Origin of the sequence: Maribacter litopenaei, from assembly GCF_025244665.1 — a bacterium.
Lineage (GTDB): Bacteria > Bacteroidota > Bacteroidia > Flavobacteriales > Flavobacteriaceae > Maribacter > Maribacter litopenaei.
The window spans coordinates 2,725,031-2,742,466 of sequence record NZ_CP104205.1 but is presented as its reverse complement, the minus strand read 5'-3'; the positions used below and the strand labels follow the sequence as shown (position 1 = coordinate 2,742,466).

Sequence of the window (17,436 nt, the reverse complement as noted above, 5' to 3'; positions counted from 1 at the left end):
AAATTCTATATGGTGGATCATCTGGTAGCACGAATCGAGGCCCAATTGGGATGGGGCGACGGAAAAAATTGGAGCAACAGTGATTTTGAGGAACTCAGCGAACGCATCTTTACCGATACCAAAAAGCGGTTGAGCGTCACCACCCTAAAACGTATCCGGGGCCGTGCCGAACGGGTGGCAAATCCCAGTAGCGGTACCCTGAACATCCTTTCGGAATTTGTGGGCTATCCCAACTGGCGGGAGTTTTTGGCCCAAAACGAAACGCCCAAGTACGCAGCGGAGGAAACACAAACGGAAAAGACCGACTGGAAAATCCCTACCATTATCGGTTTTGTGGTGCTGATCGGACTCTTAATGGCCTTTTACTGGCCCGAAACGGAACCGCCAAGGATGCCTAACGGATCGTTGGAGAAGTCCGACTTCCAGTTTAGCCGGCGCACCGTAAGCGAAGGCCTGCCCAACTCCGTGGTGTTCGCCTATGATGCCACCGCCGCACCCCAAGGGGCCACCGTAGAAATACAACAGAGCTGGGACAACAATAAGCGCATGACCGTGTCCGCGACCGATAGCATTGCCACCAGTATTTACTACCATCCCGGGTTTTTTAAGTCCAAGTTGGTGGTGGGCGATACCATCGTACAGGAGGCCGATGTCCTTATTCCCACCCAAGGGTGGTTGGGTATGGTGGAGCGAGATACGATGCCCATGTATTTGGAGTCGGAAGAGATCCAACAAGACGGGTTTTTGGCCATTACCCCGGAAACCGTGGCCGAGTACGGACTGGATCCACGTACCACTGAGGTGGTCACGAGCCTGTATCATGTGGCGGACTATGGCGAACTGGATACGGACGATTTTCAACTCTCCCTACAGCTACAAAATACCTATCCCCAGGGCCGTACCGGTTGCCAATGGGCCAAATTGTTTGTGTTGTACGATGGGGGCGCCATAGGCATTCCCCTCGCCAAAATGGGCTGCGCCGCCCAGTTGGACCTTATGGTTTTTGGGGACTATATCAGTGGGAAGACGACCGACCTCTCCGGGCTGGGGGTGGATTTTACCGAAGCCGCCACCTTGCAGTGCAACTCCCAAAACGGGCAACTGGAAATATTGGTCAATGGCCAAACAGCCTATACCAGCGAAGTATCCATTTCGCCTAAAAAAGTGGTGGGCCTCGCCATCCATTTTGAAGGGTCCGGCACGGTAAGGGACGTAGTTTTGGAGAATACAACAGGCCTACACCACGCCCTATAAATACCTCTCTTTTAGGTGAATCCTTTCCGTTTTTAGAGAAAAAAAGTATATTTAGGGACACCCCCGTTTTGTACCTTTTGAATGAAATGAGCACGGCCACCAGTATGTGCTTTGCATATAGGGTGGATGTTGGTCAAAAGGTTTTCGCTGCATAAATAACCAATATTAAATATCCTATCTATGAAGAAGCCATTAGCACTCGTATTGATCGTAGTTTTCCTTGTCTCCCTCTCCTGGAGTTGTAAACAATCCCAAGAAATGAAAATGACCTCCGGAGCGGAATATTCGGAGGAGATCAAGCAGATCATCATGGCAAAAAACGCCGAAATAGAAAAATTGTATGCAGAGGGAATGATAGACTCGGCCGCGACCCATTTTGCCGAGGACTGTATACAGTTACCGCCCAACCAACCGGCCATCATTGGGAACGAAAATTACAAGGCGGCCTGGAAGCAGAACATCCAATTTGGTGCGTGGGATTTTGAATTGAACACCGAAAAGGTAAAGGCCAGCGGCGATCGGCCACGGAATACGGTTCCTATACCCTAACCTTTAGTCCGAACGAAAATTCCCCCATTCCCGCCATGCAGGACATGGGAAATTATGTGGTGCTATGGGAAAAAATAGATGATGATTGGAAGGTCCTTTGGGATGCCCCGGTAAGCTCCGTACCCATGCCCATGCCGGCAACGGATTCCATCCCCAGCGAATAGCCTTTTTAACATAGCCAAGGGGTTCGTAACCTATCATTTGGTGGCATATGCATTACGAGTGAAACGATTTGGGTTAATCGCTACGGAAGGTAACCCCTATCTTTAAAAGAGTGGGTAGGGAGGTAGCCACGAAGTAACCAGCGATATGAATCTAAAGGTATTTTTAAAAGGTTTTGGGGTAGTAGCGATCCTGCTCACCCTCATCCCTTTGGTGGCCATCAACTATTGGTGGATCCGCATGTTCGATTTTCCCCATTTGCAGCTCACCTTATTGACCCTTGTGGCCCTGTTGGTCTATTTTATTCGCTTTGATGTACGATCTACGGGGGACTATTTCTTTTCCTTGGCCCTCGTGGCCTGTTTTGTATTCCAATTATTAAAGATATGGCCCTACACCCCCTTGGCACCGTTGGAACTATTGGATGCTGAAACCGCGAGTGAGGAGGCCCGATTAAAAATTTTTACTTCCAACGTCTTCCAAGAAAACAGGGAATGGGAAAAGGTAGTGGCCGAGGCCAAAAAATACGATTCCGATCTTATGGTGTTTACCGAAACCAATGTCCGGTGGGCCGATCAATTGCGCAATGCCTTTTCCGGCCCGTATGGCTATGAGAAGGCCGCACCGTTGGACAATACCTATGGCATGATCATGTTCTCCAGGTTTCCCTTACAGAATATGACGGTGCAGTATATGGTGGACGATAGTATTCCCTCCATCCATGGGCTGTTGAAAATGCCCAACGGCGATTTAGTACAGTTGCACGCCATACACCCGACACCACCCATGCCCCAGGAAAATCCCAAATCCACGGCACGGGATGCGGAGTTGATGAAGGTGGCCCTCCAAAGCAAGGATTCCCAATTGCCCGTAGTGGTCTTGGGCGATTTTAACGATGTGGCCTGGTCCCGAGCACCCAATTGTTTGAACAGGTAAGTGGCCTGTTGGATATGCGGAAGGGCCGGGGCTTTTACAATACCTACAATGCGGAAAATTTTCTGATGCGCTGGCCCTTGGATCATTTGTTTATCTCAAGCGAGTTTCGCTTTGGGGAGATGCACCGGGGCGAAAAAGTAGGCTCCGACCATTTTCCCTTTTTTGCCGCCATCTATCCGGAACCCAACGGGGCCGAAAAACAAGAAAAGGACCGGCAACGGAAGACCAGTTAGAACGCGCACATACAGAGATTGAAAAATCCAAGACGGATGAATAAAAGTGTTTAGGTATTGAAGAAAGGGATGTAGAAAATACCCAATGCCTGCACCTCCCCTTATAAATTTCCTCGTTTTACGTAAAACCGTAAAATTTTTATAGGAAAAAACCTATATTTAAGAATTCCCCCGAGACATATAATAAGAAGATAGTGTATTTTGATATACTCCTTTTAAGGGGGTACATGGATTTATTTTATAACTATTTAAATAAGTTCGCAACAAGCTGAAAAAAATACAAGAACAATATGCCTGGAATAAGTTTGTCAGATTTTTTTAAAGAAAAGCGAACTGCTTCAGAAATTAAATCTGAAATACTTAATGAATATTTCAAAGCTTGGGCTGCAATTCTACTTAAGGGCCAACAATATCGAACAATTAAAACTCTTCTTTATGTAGACTTGTTTTCTGATTCCGGATTATATGATGATGGAAAGCCTTCAACCCCTATAAAAATTCTAAATAGTATAAATCAAAGTAAAGGGCAGTTTATCGACTTTGATAAAGCCGTAAAGACTTTCTTTAACGATAAAAGTGAAAAATTAGCAAATGATTTAAAAAACAATATTGAGAGCCTTCCATATTACAAGGACATTTCACATAAGCCTGTGATAGCTAACGAGCCAGCAAGCCAAAAAATACTTGAAGAATATCTTCAATCTTCAAATCCGAGTTTAACGTTTATTGATCCACTTGGTTATAACTACACTCAAAATATGCTTTTGTATTCTGTCAAGAATTGGGGCTCTGATTTATTTATGCTGTTTAACTTTAATAGAATTCGAGCAGCAATTAGAAACAAAAAGGTAAAGCAAAATATGAAGGGTATTTTTGCATCTTATTACGACCAGATTCTTGAATTCTACAAAAAAGAAGAAAGACCTCACGAAAGAGAAGAATTCATTATTAAAACATTTCAGAAAATTTTTGAAGACAGAGGTTATTTGATATTAAAGTTTAAAGTGAACTTTCCGAATAGAAATCAAACAAGTCACTATTTATTCTTTATTTCCAAAGTTCATTTGGCAATCACTAGGGCGAAAGAGATAATGACAAAATATAGTGATACACAAAATGACGGAGTACCATTATTTGGTGCAAACATTAAACAAGACCCAATGTTTTTTCCTTCTTTATGTAAATATTCAGTACAAAAATTAAGTGAAAATATTCTACAAGACCCTTTGTCTTTTAATCATAAAACCATTGAGGAAGTATATCGCGAACATAACTATAACACAAATTATGTTAAACAGAACTATAAAGATGCAATTGAAATTCTAATAAGAAACAATAAGATTGCGTTATTTGATAAAAACGGAAATCCGACAAATAGAATTACATATACCGCAAAAATAAAATTCAACTAAAATGGCTCAATCAAATATAGAATGGACAGAAATGACTTGGAATCCTACGACAGGTTGCACGAAAGTTTCTCAAGGTTGTAAGTTCTGTTATGCAGAAATTATGTCTAAAAGACTTCAAGCTATGGGGGTTGAAAAATATAAAGATGATTTCAAAGTTCGCACACACGAAGCTGCCTTAATAGTGCCTTATACTTGGAAGAAGTCAAAAGTAGTTTTTGTAAACTCTATGAGTGACTTATTTCACGAAGAAATACCGTTAGATTTTATAAAAAAGGTTTTTAAGGTAATGAACGATAATCCGCAACACGTTTTTCAAGTCTTGACAAAAAGAGCGGAAAGACTATTAGAATTACACAAAGAATTAAAATGGAGTCATAATATTTGGATGGGTGTTTCAGTTGAGGATCAAAAAGTGGAAAATCGAATTGACTTTTTGAGAGAGACAAACGCAAGGGTTAAATTCTTATCATTAGAACCTCTAATAGGAGCACTTCCAAATCTGAATTTGAAAAAAATTGATTGGGTAATTGTTGGTGGAGAAAGTGGACATAATCCAAGACCAATGGATGCGGATTGGGTGATCGACATTCAAGAACAATGTGAAAAAGCAGATGTTGCATTTTTCTTCAAACAATGGGGTGGAAAAAACAAAAAGAAAAATGGCAGAATTTTGAACGGAAGAACATATGACGAAATGCCTGAAATTGAATTGCAGCATAGCGTTTAACGAAAAAATCCAGCAGGTAACCTTGTATAAAAATAATAGCGGTTTAATCGCTACGCCGAAAGTAAGTAAATATAAAAAAGGTCTGTGTTTAACCGAAAAGTTAGTGCATTTTAATCCGCTACTATTCTTATACGATACCGTTGACCGCAAGCTGGGTAATTGTACTTCCTTAATATTGTTTGATTAATAATTAATTTATGAGGCAACTATTTAAATCTAAACCCATATTATGTTTTATTCTTCTAACGTTTGGTTTAACCTTTATGTTTTGGTTTTTACCAGTCATAGTTTCACTACCAAAAGATATTGGATTTGCAGCGATTTTAATTGGTGGTTGCGGTCCATTAATTGCCAGTTTTCTTATTACCCACATAATTTCAGAGGAGAAAATCAAAATAAACTCTAAACCGATTTTTATTACTGTTTTTCTGATAGGCGCTATAGTTCTCTTCTTGCGATTGTATTTTGTTAACAATGGACTTAGTGATGCCAATGGGATAATGCCGAGTCTTAATGAAGTTGGTTTTTTTGGTTATGTATTATTTGGAATACTCTTTTTTATTTTAGCTATTAACTTAAGTAATGCAACTAATTCTAAATTAAAAGAAAACTATCTAAGATCTTCGTTTTTAGAAAATGGGAAATCAAAGTGGTATATCATTGGATTTTCATTATTTATTATTTTGAATTTAGGCAGTTACTACATTGGTAGTTTCTTAGGAATGAAAACTACTGACTTCCTTATCAAAATTGATTCACTGTGGCTTATTGGGTTTTTTAGTAATTTATTATTTTTTGGTGGCGTTGAAGAATTCGGCTTTCGAGGACTTTTGCAAAAGGAACTTCAAAAAAAATATAATCCGTTAATCGGAACTTTCATAATATCATTTTTATGGAGTATGTGGTTCCTTCCATTACATTATAACGGATTATATTCAACAAGTGGATTTATAGATTTGCTTCCAAGGTTTGTATGGCAAATTCCAATAACGATTGTTTTTACTTGGTTATACAATAAATCTTCATATTCTATACTTGCCGTCATGTTAATGCACGCTATGTTGAATAATGCTAGTGGGGTATTCGGTAGATCAGCTATGATTTATACAGTGCTTGGTATTTTGTTTGCCATATATTGTATAATTGATGATAAGATGTGGAAAAAAAAACCGTATCACCTTATCTATGAAAACAATGAAGCTGAATAAAGTCAGTTAAGAATGTGCAAAAGTAATAGTAGCTTAATTGATAAAACGAAAGTATAAACTTATAATAGCATGGGTCGGCAAAAAACTGAAAAGTTAGAGTCTAAAAACACCAACTTTCCACAGCTGAGACCTTTAAACCAAAAATAAAAAAAATGGATCCAGCACTACAAACCATGATCGCCAATATGCCGGAGAAAACCGGGAAGTCCTTGGAGGAATGGAAGGTCCTCCTTAAACAAAAGGCCTTTGCCAAACATTCGGAGGGCGTCAACTATTTAAAAAAGGAACATGGGGTTACCCATGGCTTTGCCAACACCATCGTGGCCCTGTCCAAAGAAGAAAACAACTCGGCAGAAGATTTGGTCACCACCCAATACAAGGGCAAGGAGAATTTACTCGCCATCTATGAGGCCCTGATCGCCTATGTAAAAAGTTTGGGCGAGGAGGTTACCATCGCTCCCAAAAAGACCAGCGTGAGTGTCATCAGAAAACGGCAGTTTATCCTCATCAAACCCGCAACCAAAACCCGTATAGACCTGGGCTTTAAATTAAAGGACACACCTGTTACGGAGCGGTTGGAAGCTTCGGCCCTTTTGGTACCATGTGTACCCACCGGGTACAACTTACTGAGGTGTACCAAGTAGATGACCAACTCAAAGCCTGGATTAAAGAGGCGTATGAACAATCGGTTTAAAAAGGGTATTGGTTTTAGCGAATAGTCGTGTAAATTGTACTCTGCTTTATTTTGAGAAGTGAATCTCTAAAACCAAAAAATGCCAACCAAGAAAATACTGATCATCAACGGTCATCCGGACAAGGAAAGCTATAATTTCGCCTTAGCGGCAGCCTATAAAAAGGGGGCTTTGGCTTCCGGTGCCGAAGTGAAGGAACTTGTACTCAGGGATTTGGACTTTAACTCCAATCTGGAATTCGGCTACAGAAAACGCACGGAGCTTGAGCCGGATCTATTGAAGGCACAAGAATATTTACAATGGGCCGATCATCCGGTTTGGGTGTACCCCGTATGGTGGGGTTCCGTCCCTGCGCTGTTGAAAGGATTTTTGGATAGGGTCTTGTTGCCCGGGTTTGCCTTCCAAAAACGAGAGGGTTCCCTGTGGTGGGATAAACTCTTTGTTGGCAAGACTTCCGGAATCATTTGCACGATGGATCAGCCCCCTTGGTATTACAGATTGGTCAATGGAAGTCCCAGCCATACCGCCATGAAAAAGCTGACCATGAAATTTATCGGCGTAAAATCGGTGAAAATTACGGCCATCGGCCCTATACGGCTTTCAAAGGATACCTTTCGGGAAAAATGGTTGCAGCGGGTGGAGACACTTGGTGGGAAAAATAAGTAAATCAATACTTCCAAATCCCAAATTCCAATTAGCTTTGGGTTTGGGGCGTTCCTTTTGTAGTTTGTCGCTCTAAATCTAATACACGTATGGCCACGTTTGCGGAAAAAGTCATCTCCTTTCATAAAAACCTATCCTTTGACGCACCCTTGGGAGATAATATCCAAGTGATGAATCCCTTTGCGGACAATGATGCGGTACTTGACATTTTGGAGCAATTCTATACCAAATTCTTCAGTGACCAACAATCACGAAAGATACTGCTGGGTATTAATCCGGGACGATTGGGAGCCGGGGCCACGGGTATCCCCTTTACCGATACCAAACGCCTAGCGGAGGATTGTGGCATTGAAACAACCGCCATCCAAACACACGAGCCTTCCTCCGTTTTTGTCTACGATATGATCAATGCCTATGGCGGTAGCGAAAAATTTTATAGCCAATTTTATATCAATTCCGTTTGCCCATTGGGCTTTATCGAGAAAAATAAAAAAGGGAATTGGGTCAATTGCAATTATTATGATTATCCGGCCTTGTTTGAAGACACCAAGGAATTCATGGTTGCCACACTCAGGGAACAAATTGCCTTTGGTATTGATACATCCGTTTGCTATATCCTGGGAAAGAAGAACGCCAAATTTTTCAAGAAGATTAATGACGAGGCCAAGCTCTTTGAATCCTTTGTGGTCTTTGACCATCCCAGGTATATCGTCCAATACAAACTTAAACAGAAGGAAACGTATATTGATACCTATGTGCGGGAACTGAACACTATTGTTGGATAGGTACAGCAAAAATTTAGTTTTAAATTGCGCGAAGAATGCCATGAACAACAAAAACCAAGTAAAAGGAATCGCCCTAGGGATTGCCATAGGGGTCGCGGTAGGTGTGGCCACCGATAATGCTGGGACTTTGGTTGGCCATAGGCGTCGCTATTGGGGTGGCCGTAGGTACGACCGTAAAGGGGAACCATAAAGAACCAAAAAATTGAGTAAGATGAAGGCCGAACGCTTTTTAAAGGGAGCAGTGAAACCATACGGGGCAGGGTGCCCATGCACCAGCAAACATTGGGAATATTGGCCATTGGCCTTGCTTGTCTATGTGTTTTTGGTTGCCAACCCCAACCCAAAAAAAAGCAGCCAGCAAGGAATACCGAAGCTACCGCATTGCAGATAGCAGGAGCTATGCGGGATGTGATGTGGAACGGGGAATTGGGCAGTAAAATAGACTTGGATACCATTGCAGGCAAAAACGGCCTGTACGGCTTGGGGCCGAGATTAATTTGACCGGGGAGTTACTAATAAATGATGGAAGGACCTACGTATCCAAGGTCACCTCAGATACGACCATGGTGGTGGAAGAGCGAACGGACCTTTCGGCACCTTTTTTGGTCTACACCCATGTATTGGATTGGCATACCATAGCCCTTCCCAACGAAGTTAATAGCATCCAAGACCTGGAAGCATTTATATTGGAGGCCACCAAGGCAAATGACATTCCCCAAGTGTTTAAATTGGAAGGGACCATTGCAAAGGCCGATATTCATATTCAAAACCTCCCTGAGGGAACCCCGGTTTCTTCACCGGCGGAAGCACATCAAGGTCAAACGAGCTATGCATTGGAGGATGTGGATGTGGAGATTATCGGGTTCTTTTCAAAAGAGCACCAAGGGGTATTCACCCACCACGATTCCTTTTTGCACATGCATTTGATTACGGCCGATGCACAAAAAATGGGGCACTTGGATTCGGTAGAAATCAAGGAAATGACATTGTACCTACCCGTGTTATCCTCGGACGCCAGATAGCATGGTCTAATTTTAAAAAAGATTCAAAATTATAAAGGGCATGGAAGAGAACAACGCTATCCAAATCGATTTTCCAGATCACGTGGCCATTCGGGTGAAGGATATGGTGGTTTCCGCCCAATGGTATGAAAAGGTCTTGGGCCTTAAAAAGTACCAACTACCGGAGTGGGGCGGGGTGCCTATTTTTCTGTTATCGGGCAAATCGGGTATCGCCCTGTTTCCTGCCAATACAGATGATGTAGCATTGGATCAGGGTTCCAAGAATGTAAAAATAGACCACTTTGCCTTTAACGTCAATCGGGAAAATTTTAAAAAGGCCCTAGCACGCTACGCGGAATTGGGGCTTGAATACAATGTGCAGGACCATCATTACTTTGACTCCGTCTATACCAAGGACCCGGACGGACATACCGTGGAACTGACTACCATAAAAGTAGACCCGGACACATTCTATAAATAACTATCTTGTAGGGGATTATGAATCCAGGATCCTAATTATGACCAGTGACCGAAAAAAGAGATTGTCGAGAGTGGGGTTTATTTTGGGAGGTCTATTACTCCTAATGAACGGTTTGGTGGCCCTTGGCGCGAACCAACCACTTTTTGGGAGTATTCAATTGGTCGCCGCAGGTTTAAATATTGGGATGTTGTTCAAATCCTTTTCGGAACGTAGCAAACAACGCTTGGAAGCATTGTTATTTTTAATGAACAGTGTGATGTCCCTTTTTATTGCCATAGGGTATGTACAATCCGGAGCCCACTATATTCAATACGTATGGATGTTCAGTGCGCTTCTATATGTTGTGGTGTTTTTCATTAGAATACGTAAAAAGCCGGTGTTGGAATAGCAAAAACGAATACGATATAAAAAGGGTCGTTTATGGGTAGAATTCACTTGTTCGAGTTTGAGGATCAAAAATGGTTTCCCTCGTTTTTACGGAATTATGGCACGGACTTTCTCCAATTTTTGTCCAACACCGTAAAAATGTACAAACCTATTATTCCCGTATTGAAAAGAGGGCTGGAGAAAAGCGGTACCCATCAAATTATCGATTTAGGTTCCGGCGGCGGTGGCGGACTCATCTCGGTTAAACTCCGAATTAAAAAAAGATATCCCGGACCTCAAGATTATCCTCACCGATTATTACCCTAACATCCCCGCGTTTGAATACACCCAACAACAGGCCGATAATTTTGAATTCGTAAAAACCCCCGTGGATGCCCGAGATGTCCCTTCCAACCTCAAAGGATTACGGATCCAGTTTCTGAGCCTCCACCATTTTAGACCCAAGGATGCTTCCTTGATATTACAAAATGCGGTGGATTCTAAAAGTACCATCGCTGTTGTGGAAGGGCAGGAGCGGAGCCTTCCCAGTATGTTGGCCATGCTGTTCTCCCCGATCAGTGTTTTGTTGACGACACCTTTTATCCGTCCGTTTAAAATCGGTCGGATTATTTTCACCTACCTCATTCCCATTGTACCGCTCTTCGTAGTATGGGACGGTATTGTTTCCTCCTTGCGCACTTATTCGGTAAAGGAGATGGAGGCTTTGGTCTCAAATCTTCAAGATAAGGATACCTTTGATTGGGAAATCAAAAGGCTTAAGTCGGGTCCCGGAGTCGTGTTATATCTGTTGGGGACACCGAAAGGATAACGATCAAAGTGCCTTCGACTTTATCAAGCACCTTTTTGCTCGATTGTACACTGATTTTCCTAAAGAAAATCGAAATTCTTGATGATTATAATTAATTAAATTACTGTTAATGAGGTATTTATAGTTATATTAGTGAGTAATCACCCATAACCAATACATACAGTTCTATGAAAGCCGTGACCATATTTCTATGCCTTTTGATGGCTTCAGGCACCCTTTGGGCTCAAGGCTTGGATGCTGTTGGATCAACCCGACCCCTAAATAGCATGAGCCTTAACTTTTTGGGAGACGCCTCATTGGTTTCAGTTGCGTACGAAAGACAATATATATTAAAGGAAAATTTTCTACTAACCACAAAATTAGGCCTAGGCTATAATTCTGAGGTAAGCTTTTGCTTATTTGGTTCATGTAGTAGATCGGAGTATAAATATGTTACGTTTCCTCATCACATAACCGGTAACTGGGGAAAAGGAAAGCATTTTTTAGAGTTTGGACTCGGGGGTACATACGTGGCTGGCAATACCAATTATCCCTATGTGGTGTATCCTTTGCTCGGGTATCGTATCTTACCCCTTGAAAAGGACAAATTAAATTTTAGGATTTACCATTCCTATCCCTTTTCACGGTAACGATATTCTAGATTATTATTTTGCCGTTATTGGGCTAAGCGTTGGGGTGAGTTTTTAATGCTGGCCCTCCAAATTCCACCTGCTGTTGGGCCATGTCCAAGTATGACGTATTATCCCTTTCGATTGTCGTATTTGCCCATTTAAGTATACGCAGGAAGATGTATCTTGTATGTTGAATCAGTCCATTTCTACACATACGTTATGAAGGAAATCGAGGAATTTTTTCCAAGTTACAAAGAGGCCGTTTGGCAAAAGGATGCCGCAGCTTTACTAAGTCTTTATAGCAAGGAGCTGGTGGCTTTTGATATGTGGGATCAAGGCTTTTTTGGTTCCCTTAAGGAATGATTCCCGGAGATTGAGCAGTGGTTGGGTTCGTTGGGGGATGAAAAGGTGCAGGTAGATTTTGGGAGAATCAAGTGGAATTCAGTCAGGCAGCACTCGATTATGTTAGAAGCTAGTAAGAATGATACTAAAGTAGACCGAAAGACTTTGTATTGAACAGGCCACTCTTTCAGATACCGATTTCTTTTATTCGCTATTAAATAGTCCCACTTGGTTGGAGTATATCGGGGACAGAGGGATACAAAGCAAGGAAGATGCAAAAACGTATATCGAAAACAGTTTGTTGACATCCTATCGTGAAAAGGGCTTTGGACTTTGGAAAGTATCTTTGAAAGATTCCCAAATACCTATTGGAATCTGCGGTTTTCTAAAAAGGGACTATTTGGAGTATCCCGACCTCGGATTTGCCCTTTTGCCCGAATATGAAGGTGCCGGATTTGTGATGGAAGCTTGTAAAGCGGTCTTGACTTATGGCACATCGGAATTGAATTTCACAGAAGTTTTGGCGGTAACGACCAAGAACAATACTAGATCGCGTCAGCTACTGAAAAGACTGGGTTTTGCCGAAATCGGAACCGTGCAGCCTTCGGACAAAGACATTGCTTTTTTGTTGTTCTCCAATATAGATAAAGGTAACTAGTAGATTATCCGATAAGTTCCCGGTCCTTTAGAAAAGGTTGTCGGTACGAGCGTTTTCCTGTCGCCTTGTACATGGCATTGGCCAAGGCCGCAAAAATAGGAGGGAAGGAAGGCTCTCCCAATCCTGTGGGGTGTATGTCGCTTTCTACAAAATGTACGTCTATTTCCTTGGGTGCCTCGCTCATACGAATCATCCGATAGGTGTCAAAGTTCTGTTGGTCCGGCACACCGTCTTTAAAGGAAATCTCCCCGTATAATGCATTCCCGATACCGTCTACGATTCCACCTTCGGCAAGATTGGTCGCCGCATCCGGATTGACCACAATACCACAATCAATGGCACAGGTCACTCGTTCAATAACCGGTTCGTTGTTTTCCCATATAAGATCCAATACTTGGGCCGCATAGGAATTGTGGCAAAAATAGGCCGCTACCCCTCGCGATATGCCATCGCTATTGAATCAATTGGATTTTTCCTTGACCAGTTTCAATACCCCGGCGTAACGGTCGGCTTCATAATCATTATTTTCTCCAACGGGATTGTTCGGGCACGTTCCAAGAGTTCCAAACGAAAATCGATAGGGTCCTTGCCCATGGCTTCGGCCACTTCATCCAAAAAGGACTGTTCGGCACAGGCAATAAAATTGGAACTGGGTGCCCTAAAGGAACCTACCGTCAAGTTGGTATCAATGGTCCAATCCTCCGCCAAGTAATTTTCAATGGCACCTGCAGGAAAGCGATTTTCGTGCAGGGGACTCTGTGGGATGCCACCTGTTTTTACATGAAAGCCGATGAGGTTGTTTTCGGAATCCAAGGCAGCCCTATAGGTAGCACTATAGGAAGGGCGGTAGATACCATCGGTCATATCGTCCTCACGGGAATAGACCAGTTTTACCGGCTTCTTCATTTTTTGGGAAATCAAGGCCGCCTCCACCAACCAGTGGGCATAGGATCTACGTCCATAACCTCCTCCCAAACGGGTCATTTGTATATCTATATTTTCAATGGGCATGCCCAAACGTGCGGAAAGGGTCTGTTCTGTCAATTCCGGTTTTTGAAGCGGATCAATCAGAAGTGCCTTGTCTTCCGAAACATCCGCAAAAAAGTTCATGGGTTCCATGCAATTATGCGCCAAAAAGGGAGCCGTATAAGTGGCTTCCAAAACCTTGGCAGCATTTTTAAATGCTTTTTCCGGATTTCCGTCCCTTCGTTTTACCGTAGCTTTTTTAGTAGCTATGGTTTCCATCTCCACATAATGCTTGGAGGTGCTTTCCAGTCCCCCCGGAGTATATTCCTCCCATTTTCTTCCAAATCGATTTCGGGTCTCCGTTATGCCTTCGATAGGTTCACATTCTATTTTCAACGCTTTTTTGGCATTCATGACCTCCCAGGTGGAGTCCCCAACGATTACGGCAACCTCATTAAACGTTCGGGTATCGAAAAAGGCCTTTTCATAGTCATCTTTGAACACCTTAATGGTAAATACATCTTTGATGCCTGGCATGCTTTTAGCCTCGCTATCATCAATAGATTTCAATTTTAATCCGAATGCCGGGGGATGCACGATCATAGCCGTTAACATCCCTTCCGTGTAAGTATCTACACCAAACAAAGGTTTGCCGGTCACGATATTGAGCCCATCCACATTTTTTTGCGAAGTACCTATAATGGTAAAATCCTTAATGTCCTTTAGCGCTACTTCTTTGGGTACCTCCAATTGGGCAGCGGCCGAAGCCATTTCACCATAAGTGGCACTTTTGTCACTTCTTTGATGCGATAAAACCCCATTGTTAGCCGTAATCTCTCCCTTAGGTACTTGCCAAGCTTGGGCAGCCGCGGCCACTAACATGGCCTTGGCCGAGGCGCCGGCCATCCGCAGGCCTTCCCAGCCCCTTCTTATGGATTGGCTTCCTCCCAAATATTGGAGCGAAAAGGCATCCTTATCTAAGGGAGCCTGCTCCACGATCACATCCTTCCAATCGACTCCTAGCTCGTCCGCAACGATCATGGGCATAGAGGTCTTTACATTTTGCCCGCCTTCCGGATTGGGGGAAAGTATCGTCACCTGACCATTATCCGCAATCTTTAAATATCCGTTGATTTTAAACCATTCCTTTGGAAGTTGTGCTTCTTCCTCGGGAGACATTTTACAGGAGGCCAACCAGCTAAAACCTAGCACAAGTCCACCTCCGGCCATTGCCGAATTTTTTAAAAAAGAACGTCTTCCAATCTTTGTCTTTACAACCTCCAAATCAATCTATAACAATTAAGTGTTACTAACTATCCTACAACTTCCCTGTCCAAGGTAAAGGGTTGACTGTAGTATCTTTTTCCTGTTGCCTTGTACATGGCATTGGCCAATGCTCCAATTACGGGAGGTAGGGATGGTTCTCCCAATCCAGTGGGATCGATACCATTGTCTACAAAATAGGATTCGATGACCTTGGGGGCCTCACTGTTTCGAATGAGTCGATAGGAATCATAGTTCTGTTGTTCCGGAACCCCATCTTTAAAGGTCATTTGTGAATAGGTTGCATGACCTATACCATCTACGACACCCCCTTCTATTTGGTTTTTGGCACTTAATGGATTGATAACGATACCACAATCCACCGCACAGTATACCTTATCGACCATCGGTTTATTGCCTTCCATGGTCAAATCCAGCACCTGCGCCACGTAAGAGTTATGGCAATAATACGCCGATACGCCCCTCGCTTTTCCATCGTTGGCACCGCTCCAATTTGCTTTTTCCTTGACCAATTTCAATACTCCTGCATATCGTTCTGGGTCATAATCGTTTTGTTCCGGATTACCTACGGGATCATTAATGGCCCTGTCAAATAATTCCAATCGGAATTCAATAGGATCTTTACCGGCCAGCTCTGCCACTTCATCCATAAAGGATTGTTCTGCACCAGCCATAAAATTGGATCTTGGGGCTCTCCAAGCACCAGTCGTGATCTTGGTCTGTAAACTTGCTTTCTCGGCCAAATAGTTATCAACGGCCCCCGCGGGAAACCTGTTTTCAAAAACAAGATCGTCATTGGTTCCCGCACCTTTTACCGACCATGCAACTAAGTTATTGTCTTTGTCCAACCCGGCCTTGAACCGTACCTTGTAGGCAGGCCTATAGGTACCTTGGGTCATATCGTCTTCACGGGTATACACCAATTTGATGGGAGCATTTGCCTTTTTCGAAATAACGGCAGCTTCCACACCAAAATGACCGTATAGCCTACGACCAAATCCACCTCCCATACGGGTCATGCCTACATCGATTTTATCAATGGGCAAACCTAGTACAGATGACAAGGTCTTTTCCAAAAACTCCGGTGTTTGGATGGGCCCTTTTACTTCGGCCTTATCGGCGGTAACATTGGCGTAAAAATTCATGGGCTCCATGGTATTATGCGCTAAAAATGGAGCACTATAGGTACGTTCAATGGTTTTTGCAGCACCCCTAAATGCTTTGTTGAAATCCCCATCGTTACGGGCGGGGGCTTCTACCGGTGTATCCAAAAGCTTCGCCAGATCGGCTTCATAAGTTTCGGTACTTTCTAGGTCCGACGGACTTTCCCATTCTACTTTTAAGGCTTTCTTGGCCTGCATACACTGCCAGGTACTTTCGCCTACAATGGCAACCAGTTGAGGTATTCCACCTCCATCGGACCATTGTTTTTCAACCCCTTCCGGATATACATCAATCGGAAATACATCTACTATTCCAGGCATGGATTTAGCCGATTCGGCATCCATTGATTTATAAGTTTGGCCAAAAGCTTCGGGGTGAACGATCATGGCCGTTAACATACCTTCTTCCTGTACGTCGATACCGAACAAAGGTTTTCCGGTTACAATTTTGGGTCCGTCCACATTTTTTCTATCGGTACCAATGATGGTAAAATCCTTGATGTCCTTCAATTCAACCTCTTCAGGTACCTCAATATTTTACTGGTGGGTCATTTGGCGAGGCAACACCTACTGCTGCCGATGCCATTTCCCCATAGCCGGCCGATTTATTACTGGCTTCATGGTACAACATGCCATTGGATGTAGTAACCTCCTCTAAGGGAACTTCCCAAGCTTTGGCAGCGGCCTGTCTCAACATTTTTCTAGCGGTGGCACCTGCCATGCGGAGTCCTTCCCATCCTGCTCGAATGGATTGGCTACCACCGGCCAATTGACGTTGGAAAACATCAAGGTTTAAAGGCGCCTGTTCCACGATTACGTTTTTCCAATCCACATCCAACTCATCTGCCACGATCATGGGCATGGCGGTTTTTACGTTTTGTCCGATCTCCGGATTGGGGGACATGATGGTGACCAAACCATTATCCCCTATTTTTAGAAAACCATTAATGTCAAACCATTCCTTTGGAAGGTTGTTCACTTCTTCCGGGGTCATTTTACAGGATGCGAGCCAACTAAATCCTATCATCATACCCCCACCAGCAAGTGCGGAGGATTTTATAAAGGAACGTCTACCTATTTTTGTTTTTACGAGTGTCATTTTTTTACTTTTTTG

General features: G+C 43.1%; 21 protein-coding genes and 2 pseudogenes. 21 read left to right on the top strand and 2 right to left on the bottom strand.

What is annotated here, in order from left to right; all coding sequences use genetic code 11:
• The first annotated feature begins 9 nt into the window (after positions 1–9).
• The 21 genes from NYZ99_RS14815 to NYZ99_RS14720 all read left to right on the top strand — a co-directional run bounded on the left by NYZ99_RS14815 (position 10) and on the right by NYZ99_RS14720 (position 12,909).
• Positions 10–1,254 (top strand): hypothetical protein, encoded by a 1,245-nt coding sequence (locus tag NYZ99_RS14815; RefSeq protein ID WP_260572000.1) that lies wholly within the window; start codon positions 10–12, stop codon positions 1,252–1,254.
• 180 nt (positions 1,255–1,434) lie between these two features.
• On the top strand, positions 1,435–1,803 hold the full coding sequence (locus NYZ99_RS14810) for a YybH family protein (protein WP_260571998.1): 369 nt from the start codon (positions 1,435–1,437) through the stop codon (positions 1,801–1,803).
• Between the two features lie 35 nt (positions 1,804–1,838).
• Complete coding sequence (locus NYZ99_RS14805; protein WP_260571996.1) at positions 1,839–1,967, top strand: hypothetical protein; 129 nt, start codon at positions 1,839–1,841, stop codon at positions 1,965–1,967.
• Positions 1,968–2,112: 145 nt separating this feature from the next.
• Positions 2,113–2,901: an endonuclease/exonuclease/phosphatase family protein gene (locus NYZ99_RS14800; protein ID WP_260571994.1), complete on the top strand. Its 789-nt coding sequence runs from the start codon at positions 2,113–2,115 to the stop codon at positions 2,899–2,901.
• Positions 2,886–3,134 carry a hypothetical protein gene (locus tag NYZ99_RS14795; RefSeq protein WP_260571993.1) on the top strand — a complete coding sequence of 83 codons (249 nt, stop codon included), beginning with the start codon at positions 2,886–2,888 and terminating at the stop codon, positions 3,132–3,134. The genes NYZ99_RS14800 and NYZ99_RS14795 overlap by 16 nt, the downstream gene beginning before the upstream one ends.
• A 290-nt stretch (positions 3,135–3,424) precedes the next feature.
• Complete coding sequence (gene tcmP, locus NYZ99_RS14790) at positions 3,425–4,546, top strand: three-Cys-motif partner protein TcmP (RefSeq protein ID WP_260571991.1); 1,122 nt, start codon at positions 3,425–3,427, stop codon at positions 4,544–4,546.
• Between the two features lies 1 nt (position 4,547).
• Positions 4,548–5,273, top strand: a complete 726-nt coding sequence (locus NYZ99_RS14785) for a DUF5131 family protein (protein ID WP_260571988.1) — start codon at positions 4,548–4,550, stop codon at positions 5,271–5,273.
• 197 nt (positions 5,274–5,470) lie between these two features.
• Positions 5,471–6,481 (top strand): CPBP family intramembrane glutamic endopeptidase, encoded by a 1,011-nt coding sequence (locus NYZ99_RS14780; RefSeq protein WP_260571986.1) that lies wholly within the window; start codon positions 5,471–5,473, stop codon positions 6,479–6,481.
• A 152-nt stretch (positions 6,482–6,633) separates the two neighbouring features.
• A complete protein-coding gene (locus NYZ99_RS14775; protein WP_260571985.1) occupies positions 6,634–7,125 on the top strand; it encodes a DUF4287 domain-containing protein in 492 nt (163 codons plus the stop codon).
• On the top strand, positions 7,083–7,175 hold the full coding sequence (locus NYZ99_RS22985) for a DUF5655 domain-containing protein (protein ID WP_420845132.1): 93 nt from the start codon (positions 7,083–7,085) through the stop codon (positions 7,173–7,175). Before NYZ99_RS14775 ends, NYZ99_RS22985 begins: the two co-directional genes overlap by 43 nt.
• Positions 7,176–7,254: 79 nt before the next feature.
• A complete protein-coding gene (locus NYZ99_RS14770; protein ID WP_260571984.1) occupies positions 7,255–7,839 on the top strand; it encodes an NAD(P)H-dependent oxidoreductase in 585 nt (194 codons plus the stop codon).
• Between the two features lie 86 nt (positions 7,840–7,925).
• Complete coding sequence (locus tag NYZ99_RS14765; protein ID WP_260571983.1) at positions 7,926–8,621, top strand: uracil-DNA glycosylase family protein; 696 nt, start codon at positions 7,926–7,928, stop codon at positions 8,619–8,621.
• A 40-nt stretch (positions 8,622–8,661) separates the two neighbouring features.
• Positions 8,662–8,811 carry a hypothetical protein gene (locus tag NYZ99_RS14760; RefSeq protein WP_260571981.1) on the top strand — a complete coding sequence of 50 codons (150 nt, stop codon included), beginning with the start codon at positions 8,662–8,664 and terminating at the stop codon, positions 8,809–8,811.
• Positions 8,812–8,888: 77 nt separating this feature from the next.
• Positions 8,889–9,122: a hypothetical protein gene (locus tag NYZ99_RS14755; RefSeq protein ID WP_260571979.1), complete on the top strand. Its 234-nt coding sequence runs from the start codon at positions 8,889–8,891 to the stop codon at positions 9,120–9,122.
• Complete coding sequence (locus NYZ99_RS14750) at positions 9,119–9,643, top strand: acetolactate decarboxylase (protein ID WP_260571978.1); 525 nt, start codon at positions 9,119–9,121, stop codon at positions 9,641–9,643. Before NYZ99_RS14755 ends, NYZ99_RS14750 begins: the two co-directional genes overlap by 4 nt.
• A gap of 40 nt (positions 9,644–9,683) precedes the next feature.
• Positions 9,684–10,103, top strand: coding sequence for a VOC family protein (locus NYZ99_RS14745; protein WP_260571975.1), 420 nt, complete (start codon positions 9,684–9,686; stop codon positions 10,101–10,103).
• 37 nt (positions 10,104–10,140) lie between these two features.
• On the top strand, positions 10,141–10,491 hold the full coding sequence (locus tag NYZ99_RS14740) for a hypothetical protein (RefSeq protein WP_260571972.1): 351 nt from the start codon (positions 10,141–10,143) through the stop codon (positions 10,489–10,491).
• Positions 10,492–10,523: 32 nt separating this feature from the next.
• Positions 10,524–10,796, top strand: coding sequence for a hypothetical protein (locus NYZ99_RS14735; RefSeq protein ID WP_260571969.1), 273 nt, complete (start codon positions 10,524–10,526; stop codon positions 10,794–10,796).
• A gap of 61 nt (positions 10,797–10,857) precedes the next feature.
• On the top strand, positions 10,858–11,298 hold the full coding sequence (locus NYZ99_RS14730; RefSeq protein WP_260571967.1) for a hypothetical protein: 441 nt from the start codon (positions 10,858–10,860) through the stop codon (positions 11,296–11,298).
• Positions 11,299–12,128: 830 nt separating this feature from the next.
• Positions 12,129–12,272: a hypothetical protein gene (locus tag NYZ99_RS14725; protein WP_260571964.1), complete on the top strand. Its 144-nt coding sequence runs from the start codon at positions 12,129–12,131 to the stop codon at positions 12,270–12,272.
• 148 nt (positions 12,273–12,420) lie between these two features.
• On the top strand, positions 12,421–12,909 hold the full coding sequence (locus tag NYZ99_RS14720; RefSeq protein WP_260575252.1) for a GNAT family N-acetyltransferase: 489 nt from the start codon (positions 12,421–12,423) through the stop codon (positions 12,907–12,909).
• A 4-nt stretch (positions 12,910–12,913) separates the two neighbouring features.
• Here NYZ99_RS14720 and NYZ99_RS14715 read toward each other — a convergent pair.
• Positions 12,914–15,159: pseudogene (locus NYZ99_RS14715) on the bottom strand (xanthine dehydrogenase family protein molybdopterin-binding subunit).
• A gap of 29 nt (positions 15,160–15,188) precedes the next feature.
• A pseudogene (locus tag NYZ99_RS14710) lies at positions 15,189–17,421 on the bottom strand (xanthine dehydrogenase family protein molybdopterin-binding subunit).
• Positions 17,422–17,436: the final 15 nt, after the last annotated feature.